Origin of the sequence: Shewanella sp. TC10 (assembly GCF_009663145.1) — a bacterium.
Lineage (GTDB): Bacteria > Pseudomonadota > Gammaproteobacteria > Enterobacterales > Shewanellaceae > Shewanella.
The window spans coordinates 19738-37001 of sequence record NZ_VKHR01000055.1 but is presented as its reverse complement, the minus strand read 5'-3'; the positions used below and the strand labels follow the sequence as shown (position 1 = coordinate 37001).

Annotated in this window: 14 protein-coding genes and 4 tRNA genes; 14 read left to right on the top strand and 4 right to left on the bottom strand. The window is 40.2% G+C overall.

Features of this window, described 5'->3' with window-relative positions:
- The 9 genes from FNZ24_RS16845 to FNZ24_RS16805 form a co-directional block, all read left to right on the top strand.
- Nucleotides 1-1792: response regulator (locus FNZ24_RS16845; RefSeq protein WP_153916000.1), on the top strand; the 1792-nt coding region annotated here is incomplete at its 5' end.
- Nucleotides 1793-1904: 112 nt separating this feature from the next.
- Nucleotides 1905-2924, top strand: a complete 1020-nt coding sequence (locus FNZ24_RS16840; protein WP_153915999.1) for an HD-GYP domain-containing protein — start codon at nucleotides 1905-1907, stop codon at nucleotides 2922-2924.
- A gap of 513 nt (nucleotides 2925-3437) precedes the next feature.
- The gene (locus FNZ24_RS16835) at nucleotides 3438-4031 is read left to right on the top strand and encodes a hypothetical protein (protein ID WP_153915998.1); all 594 of its coding nucleotides are present in this window, start codon (nucleotides 3438-3440) and stop codon (nucleotides 4029-4031) included.
- Nucleotides 4032-4380: 349 nt separating this feature from the next.
- Nucleotides 4381-5025, top strand: a complete 645-nt coding sequence (gene uvrY / locus FNZ24_RS16830; RefSeq protein WP_102527121.1) for a UvrY/SirA/GacA family response regulator transcription factor — start codon at nucleotides 4381-4383, stop codon at nucleotides 5023-5025.
- A 48-nt stretch (nucleotides 5026-5073) separates the two neighbouring features.
- Nucleotides 5074-6906, top strand: coding sequence for an excinuclease ABC subunit UvrC (gene uvrC / locus FNZ24_RS16825; RefSeq protein WP_153915997.1), 1833 nt, complete (start codon nucleotides 5074-5076; stop codon nucleotides 6904-6906).
- A 45-nt stretch (nucleotides 6907-6951) separates the two neighbouring features.
- On the top strand, nucleotides 6952-7500 hold the full coding sequence (pgsA, locus tag FNZ24_RS16820) for a CDP-diacylglycerol--glycerol-3-phosphate 3-phosphatidyltransferase (protein ID WP_153915996.1): 549 nt from the start codon (nucleotides 6952-6954) through the stop codon (nucleotides 7498-7500).
- A 320-nt stretch (nucleotides 7501-7820) separates the two neighbouring features.
- Nucleotides 7821-7896, top strand: a tRNA-Gly gene (locus FNZ24_RS16815).
- Nucleotides 7897-7910: 14 nt separating this feature from the next.
- A tRNA-Cys gene (locus FNZ24_RS16810) sits at nucleotides 7911-7984 on the top strand.
- A gap of 60 nt (nucleotides 7985-8044) precedes the next feature.
- A tRNA-Leu gene (locus FNZ24_RS16805) sits at nucleotides 8045-8130 on the top strand.
- Nucleotides 8131-8540: 410 nt separating this feature from the next.
- Here the strand turns inward: FNZ24_RS16805 and FNZ24_RS16800 are convergent.
- Nucleotides 8541-9416: a polysaccharide lyase family 7 protein gene (locus FNZ24_RS16800; protein ID WP_153915995.1), complete on the bottom strand. Its 876-nt coding sequence runs from the start codon at nucleotides 9414-9416 to the stop codon at nucleotides 8541-8543.
- 741 nt (nucleotides 9417-10157) lie between these two features.
- Between FNZ24_RS16800 and FNZ24_RS16795 the strand changes: the two genes are divergently transcribed.
- Entirely contained in the window at nucleotides 10158-10682 is a 525-nt protein-coding gene (locus FNZ24_RS16795) for a TetR/AcrR family transcriptional regulator (RefSeq protein ID WP_228768525.1), read from the top strand.
- The gene (locus FNZ24_RS16790) at nucleotides 10670-11746 is read left to right on the top strand and encodes an alcohol dehydrogenase family protein (protein WP_153915993.1); all 1077 of its coding nucleotides are present in this window, start codon (nucleotides 10670-10672) and stop codon (nucleotides 11744-11746) included. The genes FNZ24_RS16795 and FNZ24_RS16790 overlap by 13 nt, the downstream gene beginning before the upstream one ends.
- A 125-nt stretch (nucleotides 11747-11871) precedes the next feature.
- Here the strand turns inward: FNZ24_RS16790 and FNZ24_RS16785 are convergent, their stop codons facing one another.
- On the bottom strand, nucleotides 11872-12741 hold the full coding sequence (locus FNZ24_RS16785; RefSeq protein WP_153915992.1) for an SGNH/GDSL hydrolase family protein: 870 nt from the start codon (nucleotides 12739-12741) through the stop codon (nucleotides 11872-11874).
- A 98-nt stretch (nucleotides 12742-12839) separates the two neighbouring features.
- Complete coding sequence (gene yqfB, locus FNZ24_RS16780; RefSeq protein WP_153915991.1) at nucleotides 12840-13157, bottom strand: N(4)-acetylcytidine aminohydrolase; 318 nt, start codon at nucleotides 13155-13157, stop codon at nucleotides 12840-12842.
- A gap of 183 nt (nucleotides 13158-13340) precedes the next feature.
- Here yqfB and FNZ24_RS16775 point away from each other — a divergent pair, with 183 nt between their 5' ends.
- The 3 genes from FNZ24_RS16775 (at nucleotide 13341) to FNZ24_RS16765 (ending at nucleotide 15687) form a co-directional block, all read left to right on the top strand.
- Nucleotides 13341-14705: a leucine-rich repeat-containing protein kinase family protein gene (locus FNZ24_RS16775; RefSeq protein ID WP_153915990.1), complete on the top strand. Its 1365-nt coding sequence runs from the start codon at nucleotides 13341-13343 to the stop codon at nucleotides 14703-14705.
- Nucleotides 14706-14809: 104 nt separating this feature from the next.
- Nucleotides 14810-15397 carry a uracil-DNA glycosylase family protein gene (locus tag FNZ24_RS16770; protein WP_153915989.1) on the top strand — a complete coding sequence of 196 codons (588 nt, stop codon included), beginning with the start codon at nucleotides 14810-14812 and terminating at the stop codon, nucleotides 15395-15397.
- A gap of 204 nt (nucleotides 15398-15601) precedes the next feature.
- Nucleotides 15602-15687: transfer RNA gene (locus tag FNZ24_RS16765), tRNA-Leu, on the top strand.
- 938 nt (nucleotides 15688-16625) lie between these two features.
- On the opposite strand, the gene FNZ24_RS16760 is transcribed toward FNZ24_RS16765, so the two are convergent.
- Nucleotides 16626-17231, bottom strand: coding sequence for a short chain dehydrogenase (locus tag FNZ24_RS16760; protein ID WP_153915988.1), 606 nt, complete (start codon nucleotides 17229-17231; stop codon nucleotides 16626-16628).
- Nucleotides 17232-17264 lie beyond the last annotated feature (33 nt).

The window sequence follows — 17264 nt, the reverse complement described above, 5'->3', positions numbered from 1 at the left end:
AAAAGTAGATGCGATAGAAGGAATGGACAACTCTCCTGAAGTAATTAAGCTTGCTCAAGTTTATATGGACGCATGTGAAAATTCGGTAATAACAGTCAATAATCGAAAATGCTCTAGAAATGATGCTTTCTTTTTTMWTGCATTTTCGCAAGCCGATGCCTCAACCACCCGAAAATATGGCGGTACAGGTCTTGGTTTAGCGATTTGTAAAAACCTTGCAGAGTTGATGAATGCCGAAATTACCCTACATAGTGAACCAGATGTAGGCAGCACTTTTAACTTGAATATACCGTTCGATTTAAGTCCTATTTCTTCAGTATCAATAAAAGAACTAGATACATCTTACCTTGCTGGTAAATCAGTATTATTAGTGGATGATAATCAAGCTGCTCGTGAAATATTGTCAAATTTACTCATTAATGTGGGCATGAAAGTCAAAGCGCTAGACAGTGGTGAGGCTGCAATTGCTTATCTAGATTCAGGAGGGCAAGTTGATGTTGCCATCGTTGATTGGCAAATGCCTGAAGTGAGTGGAATCGATGTTGCGCGTTTTATCGGTAACTTGCCTGTAAAAGTTAAGCCTAAGCTCATTATGATAACCGCCTATGGTAAAGAAGATTTACTGATGAATGCGGTTGATGTTCATTTTGATAGCATTCTGACTAAGCCACAAACTCAGTCAAGCCTGGTTAAAGCGCTGTCTTATGTTATGTCAGATGCTGAATATCATTCAGCTCAACAGGACACTGATAGTGAACTATCCAAGGCGTTAGTCAAATTAGCGGGTGCTAACATTCTTATTGCTGAAGATAACGATTTAAACCAAGAATTGATTCAGGAACTGCTCAACAATAAACATATTCAAACCACGATAGCAGCTAACGGGCTGCAAGCACTTGAAAGCTTAGCTGTTCAAAGCTTTGATGGCGTATTGATGGATTGTCAAATGCCAGTAATGGATGGTTATACAGCCACTAAAAAGTTACGGGAAATACCAGAAAATAATCTACTCCCAGTGTTGGCAATGACAGCGAATGCGATGGCAGGTGATCGTGAAAAAGCCTTAGATGCAGGGATGAACGATCATATCCCTAAGCCAATTGATGTTGAAGCCATGTTTATCACTATGGCGAAATGGATAACCCCTGCGAACCCAGCAGACATCACACTTTCTGATAATTCTATTTCGACACAAGTCGATCCATCGTTCGCTCATTTGCAACACATTAATTCAGCTCAAGGATTAATGCGCACCCAAGGTGACGTCAGTTTATATCTTAAGTTATTAGCTAAGTTTGTGACGGGCCAAAAAGGATTTGTAGGCGCGTTTTCGAAGGCGATTGCAGTTAAAGATGAACAGCTAGCTTCGCGTTTAGTTCATACCCTAAAAGGTGTGGCTGGCAGTATAGGCGCTGAAAAGCTTGCACAATTGGCTACGCAATTAGAGCAAGAGTTAGTAGAAAGTGATGTCAGCGCTATAGCTGATTTAGATGCAGAGTTATCTAGCGTTTGCCAAGAAATAGCAGCTTTAATACCAGCAAACCAAAGAGAAAAAGTTCAACTATCATTAGACAAGGCATTAGCAATCAGGACCTTAGAGGAGTTGATTACCATGTTAGAAAGCTTTGACATGGAAGCAACAGAATACCTTGAAAGTCATGGTGAATGTTTAAACGTAGAACCACTGGTGCATAACTATAAATTACTTGAAAAGCAGTTAAGCGAATACGAGCTTGATACAGCAACAGAAATAGCCAAACAAATGATTGAGCAATTAACCTTACTCGACTGAACAGTTATTTAATTAAAGCGGTGAGATTAATACAAGCAATTTAAAGAACTATTAGAAAGAACTATTTAAAAAAGACATGGGCCATATAGAGTAAATCGGTTAAGGAATTTGGATGGAAAAGCAGACTATTTTAGTAGTAGACGATACCCCAGAAAACATTGATGTTTTAGCTGGAGTATTAAAATCTGAATATCACATTAAGATTGCCAAGAATGGCGAGTTAGCCCTGAAAATCGCTCAAAGCATCAGTTTAGATTTAATTTTGCTGGATATTATGATGCCAGGAATAGATGGCTTTGAAGTATGCAGGCAGCTTAAACGCGATGAAAGAACCCGCCATATTCCGGTGATATTTGTGACTGCGAAAATATCCGCAGATGACGAACTTAAGGGACTAGAGCTAGGTGCTGCAGACTATATTACCAAACCATTCAACCCTCCAATTGTGCAGCGACGTGTTAATACTCAACTTGCTTTGTCGAATCAAAACAGATTACTTGCTACTAAGGTGCAACAGAAAACAGCTGAAATTGCACAAAATCAGTTGAACGTGATCCGTCGTTTAGGCCGAGCTGCAGAATACAAAGATAATGAAACTGGTATGCATGTTATTCGGATGAGTTATTACACTCATGTGTTAGCACTTGCTGCTGGTGTTAACGAAGCTGATGCTGAAGTATTAATGAATGCAGCGCCGATGCATGATGTTGGGAAAATTGGTATTTCAGACGCTATTTTGAAAAAACCAGGTAAGCTCGATTTTGAAGAGTTTGAAGAAATGAAAAAGCATTGCGAAATTGGTGCGGAAATTCTAGGTGACAAAGACTCTGAGCTAATGACCATTGCCCAAGAAGTGGCCCTAACACATCATGAAAAGTGGGATGGTAGCGGTTATCCAAATGGTTTAACTGGTGAAAGTATTCCTTTATATGGTCGGATAGTGGCAATTGCCGATGTATTTGATGCGCTAACCAGTGAACGACCTTATAAAAAAGCGTGGAGTGTTGAGGATGCAATAGCGCTAATAGAGCGTGAAGCGGGTAGTCACTTTGATCCTAAATTAGTACCGTTATTTATTGATAAATTAGATGAAATTTTAGAAATAAAGACTAAATTTAAAGACACAGAATAAATAAAAGGTTAGTGAAATAGGCTTTAACTGCGCTTAGAAGTGAATTTTGAAATGACGAATTTCGAATCAAACTGAATTTATCAATCGTTGCAAAGTAGAGATTAAGCTCACCTGTGGCGCAAAATGGTAACAAATGTTGCTTGGCTCAATTATAATAGTCCCATATCGAGTTAGCGGTTTAATGAACACTAAGTACTAATACTAGACACTAATATTAGGCACTAACATTAAGCTCTAACTTTAGGTACTAAGATTAAGCATTAACATTAAGCACTAGCTTTAAGCATTAGCTTTAAGCAAAAGAAAAAACAGCACGAAACGATATTAGCTTTTTATAAATTGTAATTGTTTAAACGAAAACGATTTAACTTATTCAGAAGCGGTTAAGTAACACAGTAGTCATCTACGTGGCTTATTTCTGAGAAAAACACCCACTCCAATGAGTGCATTTATATATCTGTGTAACTTGCCAATAAAGGCAACTTAATACCTACTTTTACAGAGGAAATTTACATGTCTAAGACTTTTATCAGTAAAAAATTACTTTTAGCTGCTGTTATGGTTCCTGCTTTATTAACGGGTTGTGCGACAGGTGATAACCCAGAATCTAAAAAAGCTAATGCTCGCAAAGAAACCCAATCTGCACTGCAAGAAATTTATGCAGAGCATAGTGGCGCTAAGACCGCTGTGGCTAACTCAGTGGGTTATGTAGTTTGTACTGGTAGTAACAGCTATCTATTCGCTCTATCTACTGGTGGCGGAGTATGTGTTCTGACTTCTAATGGTCAAAACTCTTACTATCGCTTTGCCACAGGCGGAGTTGGTGCTGGTATTGGTTGGAAACAAATGGCATTCGTACAAGCCTTTATGGATAACGATGCGATGACTCGCTTTAAAGAGTCTGGTTATGAAGGTCAAGCACAGGCAGAAGCCAGTGCAAAATATGAAGAAAGTGGTGACCAAGCGTCAGCTAACCAATCTGTCGATGTTAGTGGCGTAAAAACTTATCAAGTTAACCTAATGGGTGCTGCAGCACAGGCTACGGTTCAAGGTTATAAGTATTGGGAAACTGACTTCACTGATGACTTCGTAGAAAATGAAGAATAATCACGGAATTTACTTTGCTGGGTGATTAACTTGCTTTACTAGGTAGCGATTAAACTGAGCTATCAAATAAACGACCATTAAACCGCAATGACTTATGTTATTGCGGTTTTTTATTATATTTTAATTATTGATAACGCTCACTTAAGTCATTTGTTTAAATACTAACCAGTGAAAAATCGCAAAATAGATTTTTTGCTGACAATGTTGGCTTAATGACATGTCGGTATGTAAATTCTTACATCCTTAAGCGCTATTATCGCTTTCCGTTAGCCTCGCAATAAGCTAAATTACCCAAGTAAGGATAATAATAAAAAAATTCAGGACGAATAGCTTTAGGGGTAAGTCGAAGTTGATTTCAGTATATTTAGTTGATGATCATGAGTTAGTGAGAACTGGCATCCGTCGTTTATTAGAAGATGAACGAGGCATTAAAGTCGTTGGCGAAGCGCCAGATGGCGAAACTGCTGTGCAGTGGTCCCGTCAAAGTGAAGCAGATGTGATCTTAATGGATATGAATATGCCTGGTATGGGCGGCTTAGAGGCAACCCGTAAGATTTTACGCTATCAACCAGAAGCTAAAATTATTGTATTAACGGTACAAACTGAAGATCCCTTCCCGACAAAAGTGATGCAAGCTGGTGCCTCGGGTTATTTAACTAAAGGCTCAACTTCACCAGAAGTGCTTCGCGCGATTCAGCAAGTCTCCCGTGGACAACGTTACCTTTCCCCTGAAATAGCTCAGCAAATGGCGTTAAGCCAGTTTAGTCACTCAGATGAAAATCCATTTAGCAGTTTATCTGAACGTGAATTACAGATTATGCTGATGATTACCAATGGCGAAAAGGTAAATGATATTTCAGAAAAACTGAACCTTAGCCCTAAAACCGTTAACAGTTATCGCTACCGTTTATTTGCCAAATTAGATATTGGTGGCGATGTTGAGTTGACCCGCCTAGCTATTCGCTACAAAATGCTCGATGCCAGTTCTTTTTAGCCATTAGGTGTTCATACAAAGGTATCGACGCCTATTTTAGGATAGTTGATGCCTTCAAGCTTTAATTCAAAATTATTTTTAAAAACCGTCTCTTCTTCACCAGGTGTTTATCGTATGTACGATGACAAAGGTGAAGTCATTTATGTGGGTAAAGCAAAAGATCTCAAAAAGCGTCTCTCATCCTATTTTAGGGCGAACCTGCCCAACGTTAAAACTCAAGCTTTAGTTGCTCGCATTGCCAATGTTGATGTCACCCTGACACATAGTGAAACCGATGCTTTATTACTTGAGAATGATTACATCAAGCAATACATGCCTAAGTACAATGTATTGCTACGTGACGATAAATCTTATCCGTACATTCTATTAAGTGGTCATAAGCATCCTAGACTGGCTTATCATCGTGGCCCGAAAAGAGAAAAAGGCCATTACTTTGGTCCATATCCTAATGGCGGAGCAGTGCGCGAAAGTCTAAACCTGATGCAAAAGTTGTTTCCTATTCGCCAATGTGATGATTTGTACTATAAGTCTCGCTCACGTCCATGTTTACAGTATCAATTAGAGCGTTGCAGTGCGCCTTGTGTCGGACGTATCTCTGATGAGGACTACGCTGGCCAAGTAAAGCTTGCAAGCCTGTTTTTACGGGGGAAAGACAAACAAGTGATTAGTGAGCTGGTGGCTAAAATGGACACTGCTGCTAATGAAATGGAATACGAATCTGCGGCCCAATATCGAGATCAAATCACAGCATTAAGACGCGTAGCTGAGCAGCAAGAAGTGTCGAACCATAAAGGTGATATGGACGTTATTGGCGTACATTACGCATCTGGTATTGTTTGTTTTCATTTATTGTTTATTCGTGACGGTAAAATTTTCGGCAGCCGGAGTTACTACCCAACGGTACCAGCGGAAACAGAATTAGAAGAAGTTTTGGTGTCATTTATTGGTCAATTTTATTTAAACGCAGATATTCAAAGAACGATTCCAAAAGAAGTGATCATCAGTGAAAACTTTGACGAGAAAAAAGTGCTTGAAGAAACCATTTCCTCAGCATTAGAGCGTAAATTTGAAATCAAAACCCATGTTCGTGGTGAGCGGGCTAACTTTTTGCGATTAGCTGTTACCAATGCAAGTAATGCGGTTAATACGCGTTTATCCCACAAAAATACTGTTGAACAACGTTTTCAGTTATTAGAAGAAGCGTTGGAGTTTGGTCATCAAATTACCCGTATGGAGTGTTTTGATATAAGCCATACAATGGGAGAGAGCACTGTCGCTTCTTGCGTGGTGTTTAACCGAGAAGGCCCCTATAAAGCAGATTATCGTCGTTACAACATTAATGGTATCACCGGCGGCGATGATTATGCCGCGATGGAGCAAGCCCTTAAACGTCGATTTGATAAAATCGACAATAACGGCAAAGTCCCCGACATTGTATTTATTGATGGTGGCTTAGGTCAGTTGCGCATTGCACAAACCATTGTTGATGAAAAATGTGTTCATTTAGACAGACCACCATTGCTAATTGGCGTGACCAAAGGAGAAGGTCGAAAAGCTGGACTGGAAACTTTTGTTTTTGGTGGCACTGAACAAACGTTTGAACTTGCCAGTGATTCACCAGCATTTCATCTGATATTACATATTCGCGATGAGTCACATCGATTTGCCATTACAGGACACCGAAACAAGCGTCAGAAGACCCGTAATACTTCCACCTTAGAATCTATTCAAGGAGTGGGGCCTAAAAGACGTAAATTACTGTTACAACACTTGGGTGGAATACAGGAGGTGAAGGGCGCTAGTGTGGCAGAATTAACAAAAGTGCCTGGAATTAGCCTAGAAATGGCACAAACAATCCATGATGCATTGCGAGGGGGATAAAATTAAGGCAAGATTGGCGCTGTTTCTGACTATTTGGTTTCTTCAATGCCTTTTAATTTACCTATAGCGCTAACATTATTCCGGCTTGTACTTTTGCCGGTTTTTGTCGTTGTTTTTTATCTCCCATATTCTTGGGCGCCTTTTGCGTCCGCATTTATCTTCTGGTTGGCGGCGGTAACAGACGCGTTAGACGGTTATGCAGCAAGAAAGCTTAAGCAGTCCACACGTTTTGGTGCCTTTTTAGATCCGGTTGCGGATAAAATTATGGTCACTACTGCGTTGGTATTGCTGGTTCAACAAAACGATAATATTTACCTGACGTTAGCGGCACTATTTATGATTGGCCGCGAAATTGTTATTTCAGCACTGCGAGAGTGGATGGCCGAAATTGGAAAGCGTGGGGTCGTTGCAGTTTCTTGGATTGGAAAATATAAAACTGCTGCACAAATGGTGGCGATCATCGGTTTGATTTGGCAACCGAATGAATTTTTAACCAATGTGGCCTATGGGCTATTCTATGTCGCTGCAGTACTGACTTTCTGGTCGATGATGAGTTATATTTCAGCAGCTTGGAAAGACTTAACAGCTGAATAGCACAATAAAAGTTCAATAAGTTTATTTAGTGCGCATTCAGTCATTTTTGTTGAAAACAGCAATTGACACCGACACTGAAATCGGTAGAATGCACCCCCGTAGACAGCGATGCTTCAGCTTATAACCGAAAGGTTGCAGCTTGATGACATCGAGGCCTAATCTGCGAAGATAGGCAAATGATTGCGACATTAGTTCAGTTGGCCTTGTATCAGACGATACCTTGTTGATTGAATTACTTAAGCGAGAGAGATGCGACATTAGCTCAGTTTGCTTTGTATCAGACGATACCTTGTTAATTGAATTAGTTAAGCGTAAGAGATGCGACATTAGCTCAGTTGGTAGAGCGATACCTTGCCAAGGTATAGGTCATCGGTTCGAACCCGATATGTCGCTCCAATCATTCTCTATACGGCGCGATGGCAGAATGGCTATGCTGCGGATTGCAAATCCGTCGACCTCGGTTCGACTCCGGGTCGCGCCTCCACAATTTTTGTTTAATTGTTTAGTCGCTTTTAAGACGATAAACGGTTAAAACAACACTTTTGCCCGAGTGGTGGAATCGGTAGACACAAGGGATTTAAAATCCCTCGCTTAATAGGCGTGCCAGTTCAAGTCTGGCCTCGGGTACCATCATTTACATACGTAAGTATGGTGCGAAAAAGCCTCAACGAAAGTTGGGGCTTTTTTGTGTCCAAAATTTGATTAATTGAACTAAGATAAAATCCCTCGTCATTTTAAAATCGGGCGTGCCAGTTCAAGTCAGGCCTCGGGTACCATTATGCTTTTATTAAGAGAATGAGCCTCGACATTAGTCGGGGCTTTTTTATGTCTAAAGTTTAAAAGATTATAAAATCCCTCGTCGTTTTAAAATCGGGCGTGCCAGTTCAAGTCTGGCCTCGGTACTATTGTTCTTCCATGAAAGCTTACATACGACTTTTACTTTTTTGAGCTTGGGAACTTAACGTGATTCGGGTGATAGGGAAATAGTTTGTAGGTGTGAATAGTTGATAACGTTTGCTACCAACTATTCACGAATAGGATTATTTTTGCTCGATTTTATAATCTAGCTGATAGAAGTGAGCCTCACTTTTTCCATTCTCAAATTGGTTGTATACCCCAGCTTTGAAGTAATTGAGCATTTCTTTCCAATAAGTGATGTCATGTTCGACTTGGTTCTCACCATCTCGATTAATTACTAATTTTGAATCACCAACAATAATATCGAATTTAGTAGGAGCATTTGGATCGTATGCACCAAGGTCGAAGCGGATATATGCATTTTTACAATCAGATGTGTCGCGGTTTCCACTATCTTTGCTGCAATTTACAGCGTTATTTTTAATGATAGCCCAGTAGTGATCTTTAATGCCTTTGCGGTCAGCTTCATACACTAAGCGCAGCAGTGGATGGGGGATATAGCCAACCCCATGTTTTCCGTCATCAAAGGTGCCCTTATTGTGGACTTGTAAGAATGTCATCGCGTCATTTTTAGATGGGCTGTCTTTAACCGAGTCTCTTGGATTGATTGGCATCAACTCGGCAGATAGATGATAAAAGGTATTCGGAAGATCTGACTTAAAGTTTTCTAGTACGCGTAATTCGTTGCGCAGTTTATAGCCTTCCATATTCATCACTAATGCTTGTGAACCTTGGTCGACATAAAAGTGTTCATTCACGATCCCGCTAAAATCACTGTCTGTGGCAAGTTCATATTTGCTGCCTGGTCTTGAATTAGGTGTAGAAATTTGAAGTTTTGATGCTGCTAGAATATTAGCAAATTGAGGGTGAGTCGCTGGTGCCGTTCGCTCTCCAGTTGCCGCTGGGTATGGATTAACGGATGGTTCAGTGGTGGAGGCACAAGCTGTCAAAAAGCCTGACACAAGGATTGTTAAAGGAATTACTGATAATTTTTTCATGGTAACTACATTCCTACTTCTTATTATCTATTAGAGTTTTAGTGAATGGTGTCGGCATTTCACTTATGAGCATCTGTGCACTTATATGAATAATACCTGTGATTATCGTTATTGCTTATGGACAATATAACGCTAAATATTACATTTGACGTATAATAATACAAATGAAGTTTGACTCAAATCACAACTTATTTACCTGCCCAACAAATCCCCCTCCAAGTGTTCATATCGTTCAGGTATACATGACTATTCCAAGATGCTTACTAATCATTCAATACTGTTAACCATTGATTATAAAATATTGATTTTAAGATATTGGTTTTAAACCATCGGTTTCAAACATAGTGTTTTAAGTAATTGAGTTTTAGGCAATTGAGTTTTAAGCCTTTGTGTTTTTAATCCCAGCGTTTTTAATATCAGTGTTTGTCCTAATGGCCATAAACCATTGAGCGGTCGATTAAGTCATTCTTGTAGCAGATGAATTAAATGTTTTAGAACCTCACTGTCTAATCGATCAGAGTAACGATTTAGATTGTTACCCGTTGACAGGGTAGAGTGTTCATTCTACTATATGGGTAGAGTAAGTATTCTACCTGAGGTGAGTATATGAAAAGTTCGCTTATTAACGATGCGTCTGTTAGCGATGTGCCTATTAACGATGGGCTTATAAACGATCGGCAGACTAAAAGTGAAGCAGGTAACAGTTCAGGCGTTGATTTCACTGCTGACAATTCGCAGCCATTGAAAGTACAAATTGCTGCGAGTTTAGAAGTCGCATTTAGCCAGTTGGGTTTTGCAGAACCAAGTGTGGCGCAATTAAAAACGGCATGTAATGTGAGCTTGCGAACCCTATACAAGCATTACCCCTCTAAAGAGGCGATGATTGTTGCAGCGCTTGAGTATCGCCACCAAAGGTATCTTTCATTTTTGACTGATGAGGCAGCTAATACAGGCACAGAATCTGTGTTATTTATTTTTTCTCAGTTAGAGAAATGGATGCAGCAATTTGCACCTAATGGGTGTATGTCGATGAATGCCATCAGCGCATTTCCTGATAATCAGGATGTGATTAATGCGGTGGCGAGCCATAAGTTAGATGTACGTCAGCGATTAGCTGACGCCAGTCTTCGACCTGATCTCGCTTCAGCATTATTTTTACTACATGAGGGTGTTTCAACCACCTGGCCTTTAATGGGCCAAGAGTCAGTGCTTTCAGCCAAACAAGTTATATCTATCATTATGGAGTCACCAGTATGCCGTCTTTAGAAGCATCAAGCCTAAACCAAGCGATCCCAGAAACAATGAAAGGGGTTCAGTTAATTGGCCATGGTGGGCCAGAGATGTTGCAAGTTAATAACCAGATTAAAGTCCCCGCGCCAGCAGACGGTGAAGTGCTTATTCGTGTACTAGCTGCAGGTGTGAATAACACAGATATTAATACCCGAACAGCATGGTATTCCAAATCAGGTGCAGAAAGCGATGATGCTAGCTGGTCAAGTCAGGCCTTAGTATTTCCTCGTATTCAAGGTGCAGATGTATGTGGCGTGATTGTGGCTGTAGGGGCTAATGTTCCACAAGATCGTATTGGTGAGCGAGTGTTAATTGAGCCATGTATCACAGAGTCAAAAGGAAAAGAGTTAGCCTCTCCTTGGTATTATGGCTCTGAATGTGATGGTGGATTTGCAGAATTTACCGTTGTGGCATCTAGACATGCTTGTGTAATAAATAGTTCTCTTACTGATGTGGAACTAGCGTCGTTTCCTTGTTCGTATTCCACCGCTGAAAATATGCTAACTCGCGCTAAAGTTTGTTCAACTGATACAGTTTTGATTACTGGTGCATCTGGTGGCGTTGGCTCGGCAGCAATTCAGCTTGTAAAAGCCCGCGGTGCAAAAGTCATTGCGATTACCAGTCCAAGTAAAAATGAGCTTTTGCTTGAATTAGGTGCGGATCAAGTATTGCCAAGAGATGCAGACTTAGTTGAAATCTTGGGGAAAAATAGCGTTAATGTGGTGATTGATTTAGTTGCTGGTAAACAATGGCCGCAGTTAATCGATGTGTTAAAGCCTGGTGGCCGCTACGCCGTTTCAGGTGCCATTGGCGGCGCCTTAGTTGAACTTGATGTAAGAACCCTTTATTTAAAGGATTTGAGCTTCTTTGGCTGCACGGTTTTAGAGCCTGAAGTATTTGCGAACTTAGTGGCAACGATTGAGTCTGGAAAAATAAAACCAATTGTGGCTGACACATTTTCCTTAGCTGACATTGCCACTGCCCAGCAAGTGTTTCAGGAAAAGCATCATGTAGGCAAGATAGTACTCACTGTTGTGTAGAATAACACTTGTTTAAAATAACAGTCGCCTAGAATAACTCTTGTTTAGAATAACAGCCGCCTAGAATAACTCTTGTCTAGAGTAACTCTTGTATAAAGTAATTGCTTAGATAAAAACAGGTCGCTTTATCGGTCGTTAGTTTTATTCTGAACGGAATTTGCTGAGGTGTGATTAGCTTGTTTATTCAACTGAATTAACCCAGCAGCCATTTTCCCCCAGTGTTGATAAATTTCTGCACTGGGGTGAAATCCATCTTCAGCCATGGTTGCGTTAGACAATGATTCCCGCATATCTAATTGCTCACATGGGAGTGAGCTATGGTCAATCCACTGGGTTAAAGCATGATTAAATTCATTGGCTCTACTACCAAGAAACCACCTAAAAGGCTGGGGTAAAGCGGGGAAGGCTGACATCGGTGGAACACTGGTGATAATAATTTGATTGCAGCCTAATGATGTATAAAGCAACTCACATAATTGCTGCTGTTGGCTAATCCAAGTTTTGGCTGAAATCGGGCTTAAAACATCGTTCACGCCTAAAGAAATAATCACAGTATCGGCGCTAATTTGATGAGCTTGACTTAATATGTGGTTGAGCTTGTTTAAGCAATTCTTAGTACTGTATCCGCTTTTAGCAATTAATCGCCATTTGAGTTTGTGATAGCGGACTTGGGCTGCTGGCTCTGTTTGTTGGCTCGTTAACGCGCTAATGGATTGAACCGTTTGGCCTGTTAGGGCTTGTTGCTGAGTTTCAACCCCAACCCCAGCGGCCGCAGAATCACCAATAACCAATATCGATAATGTATTGGGATCTGAACTGGAAACGACTTCAGTATCTATGCTTAATTGTGAATCATCAGCATTATTTAGTCTGACAATACCTTCACGTAACCCTTTAGGTTCAGGCAGTTTTAGTGTGGTTTTTTTTACCCAAATGGCTTGGAGTAAATAAATTGGCCATAAAAAAATTAAGCTTAAATAATGCAATGTCGGCAATCCTTTCCGTTTAGTTACTTTTCTTTTAATTACTGATAGTTATATCCTAATTGAGCCTTAGTTTCATCAGCAAATAAAAACCAATCTCAATGTTAAGATCAGTTTAGCAACTGGAACTTGATTTCAAATAACTCTTCGACACCAGGGTAAACTTCCTGAATCAATGATTTCAGAAACTCCAATGACATGTTTTCTTGTTCAGCATGGTCTTCAGTTAAGTGATGGAACGCGACTTTAGTGACTGACAACACCTTGATATTGCAGAACCAACGCTCATCTTCAAAGGTAGTGACAGACAAGGTTTCACCTACCTTGAAATGAGACTCCGCCTCATCCCGCAAGGTAATCGTTTTTGCGCCAGATAAAATATCTTCTTCAAATCGACTGAAAAAGCTAATAGGTGTTAATTCATTCATTGGACTGCCTTGTTTATTTGAAGTGATTATAGTTGGATTATTTTCGTTAGTTCGGGATTAAAAGACAAGGATCAATACCATCAAGTGAGTTTGTCTGTTTAAGTGATAACTGGCCTTAACTTGTCTAATCCAATCCCTTATTATGTGCGCAATTTAAATCAGATTGAAATTTAGGAAGGTCATTTGCACACGTTAGCTCAATTAACATCAGGTGAATTAAACGGTCAGAAACTACAACGTATCCAAATTGCTGAGCAGTTGGTTGAATTCCCACATGAAATTTTAACGTTTGCAGACAGCTTAGAGGTGCTGGATTTATCCAATAATCGTTTAAGCCAATTACCTGATGAATTTGCATGCCTAACTGAACTTAAAATCCTATTTTTGTCGTTTAACTGCTTTACTGAAGTTCCTCACATTATTGCTCAGTGTCCTAAACTTGAAATGATTGGCTTTAAAGCGAATCAAATATCTACCGTCGCTGAAAACTGCCTACCTGTTGATACTCGCTGGCTTATTTTAACGGATAATCAGATCACCCAGTTACCGCAATCAATCGGGCAGTTACATCGTTTAAAGAAATGCGCATTAGCCGGCAATAAGATTAACTCGCTGCCTGATACCATGGCGAACTGCCAAGAGCTCGAGTTATTAAGAATATCAGCCAATAATTTAACTCAAGTGCCTGATTGGTTGTTATCTATGCCCAAGCTTGCATGGCTTGCATTTAGCGGCAACCCAGTCACTGATAATCATGTTAGTCATGACGCATTTTTACATGCTGAAATGGCTGAATTTGAGTTGGGGGAACAATTAGGACAGGGCGCTTCAGGTGTTATCTATCAAGCTTATTGGACTCCTGCGCAACCTGAGTTGTTGCAAACAAAGCAACTTAGCGATGCTAAAACGAATATAAACGATATTGTTGCACTGAAGATGTTTAGAGGGGCCGTTACTTCAGACGGTTACCCAAAAGATGAACTGCATTGCTGCTTAAGTGCTGGCCATCACCCAAATTTGATTAAAGTGCTAGCTCAAATTTCAGAGCCAGAACATTTAGGTTTAGTGATGGAGTTGATCCCGTCGCGCTTTTACAATTTAGGTTTACCACCGTCACTTGTTACTTGTACTAGAGATACTTTTGCCGATGATATGGATATTTCAATCTTGCATATCGTTAAAGTCATGTTGAGCATGGCGGGCGCCTTAGCCCATTTACATCAACACAAAGTCAGTCATGGAGATATATACGCCCATAACACTATGATTGATGATGAAGCGAATATGCTATTTGGTGATTTTGGTGCAGCGACAGATTTAAGCAAGTTAACACAGCATAAAGCGACACTAATGCAAAGCATTGAGGTAAGAGCATTTGGTAATATGCTGGATGATTTATTAGAACAGCAAAAAGTGTTGGGTAAACAATCTGATAGTCCACTTTTTAGTGCGTTATCAGAATTATCACGAGACTGTTTACAAGCGCAAACCAGTCTAAGACCGAGTTTTGATGAGATTTGTCAGCGTTTAATTGAGCTTGAATCCTAGTCGATTTTAAACCTTAGCCTATTTTAAACTTTAGTCGAGTTTAGAACTTGATTTTAATAGTGATTAATTGGTGTTATTCAGGTAATTAACACCTTGGGAGCCAAATGAGCCAAGCAGAATTAAATGTTCTGATTGAAAAGGTTAAACAGTGTCAACTGTGCAAGCCTAAGTTGGCTCATGGCGTTAATCCAGTGGTGCAACTTCATTCAAGTGCCAAAATACTGATTGCAGGTCAAGCACCAGGCTTAGCTGTGCATCAATCAGGCGTGCCATTTGATGACGCCAGTGGCGAACGGTTACGTCAATGGCTTGGGATAGATAAAGCGGTATTTTATGATCCTAAACAAGTCGCTATTTTGCCTATGGGGTTTTGTTATCCAGGCAAAGGGAAGAGTGGTGATTTACCCCCATTAACCATTTGCGCACAGACATGGCGAGCATTATTGCTCGCCGAGCTTAAACAATTAAAGCTGACTATTGTTATAGGTAAGTATGCGCAAGACTATCATTTGGGAACGTCGAAACAGTCTTTGACACAGACGGTTAAAAATTGGTCTGAGTATCATGGTTCAATTATGCCTTTACCTCATCCAAGCCCTAGAAATAATATTTGGTTAGCAAAGAATCCTTGGTTTGCTGAGCAACTATTACCAGTATTGAAACTAAGAGTAAGCGAAGCTCTAAAAGATTAGTTTCATTGGTTTGGCTGTAATTGATGCATTAACGCCGTGTTTTCGTGCTATTTGCTCGTTAAACGGCCACTTGAACAATAAGTTTCATTTTTTTATTGATCCTATCTGAAAAATCAGTAAAGTATGCACCACATCAGCGGCGGCAACCGATTGCTACGTTGAATATCAAATTTTGTAACGCGTTACGACGAGTTACCAGAGTTTGCCCGAGTGGTGGAATCGGTAGACACAAGGGATTTAAAATCCCTCGCTTAATAGGCGTGCCAGTTCAAGTCTGGCCTCGGGTACCATTATAAAACAGCCTCGACATTAGTCGGGGCTTTTTTATATCTAAAAGTTTAAAAGTTCAAAAAATTATAAAATACCTCGTCGCTTTAAAATCAGGCGTGCCAGTTCAAGTCTGGCCTCGGGTACCATTATAAAACAGCCTCGACATTAGTCGGGGCTTTTTTATACCTGAAATTTGAGTAATTGAAGCAAGATAAAATCCCTCGTCGATTTAAAATCAGGCGTGCCAGTTCAAGTCTGGCCTCGGGTACCATCATTTACATACGTAAGTATGGTGCGAAAAAGCCTCAACGAAAGTTGGGGCTTTTTTGTGTCCAAAATTTGAGTAATTGAAGAAAGATAAAATCCCTCGTCGTTTTAAAATCAGGCGTGCCAGTTCAAGTCTGGCCTCGGGTACCATTATGCTTTTATTAAGAGATGTCGACGTACATTAAAGTCTGAAACTAAAAAATAAAGTGTGAAATAGAGACATTAAAGATTGAAACTTTTCATACTAGCCATTGGAGCATTTAACAAGCTTTTGCCCCAAAATGTGTTTCAACTTTTGAAGTTATCATCTAAAAAATCAAAGTCGTGGCGCTTCGCCCCTTCTTTTGTAAAGAGCAGAGCAAGAAGGGTGAAACTGCTCACCCCTCTTGCATCTCCCCAGCAGCCCCGACGAAATTTTCTGAAAAGCGAAAGATTTCCAACGGGGGATTGATCCAGCTTTAAACTTCGTTAGTTGATAACTTCGGTCTTATTTTTAATGTTACTTGATGAATCTGTTGTAACGTAAACATCAAGGCTTCAGCTAGGTAAAGTTTCGAACTTTATTGTATGGCGACAAGAGAATGAGCCTCGATATTAGTCGGGGCTTATTTATGTTCAAAAATTGTAAGGGTACATCTTTTATGACTGCACGTTAGAAGCCATTTGCCGTTTTAGACCGACTTCATAGTGACTAGGCGTCTACGATGATAACTTCACCATTGATGAAACCATCTACTGAACGCTCAAAAGCTTTACCGACTAATCTTCCTGGTACGGGTTCAAACCCTGGCATCATTTCACCGTACACTTCCCACGCCTCAGCTAACACGGTTGGGTTTACCACATTAATACGGGTATTTCTTGGCATCTCATGGGCAACACATTTTACGAAAGTGTCTATGGCGCCGCTAGTGGTCGCATCTGCAATGGCAAACGGAATTGGCTTCATGTTTAATATGCCACTGATAAGCGTAAATGAGCCGCCATCAGCAATATATTTCTGACCAATTCGGACTAAGTTAATTTGTCCCATCATTTTGCTCATTATGGTTGTTAACCATTGAGACTCAGTCATTGCCTCAAAGGTTTCATATTCACAAAACCCGACAGTATTCACTACAGCATCAAAGTGGCCTACTTTTTCGTAAAGTGACTCAATTGACTGTTCATCTGTGATGTCGACAATATGATCAACATCGCCCGAACGACCTGCGGTAATAACCTTGTGATTGCCAAGCCCTGTTAGTGCAGCCTGTCCCATTTTACCTAGTGCGCCGATTAAAATAACTGTTTTCATATTTGATCCTTAACCTGTGTTTGTTTCGATGGA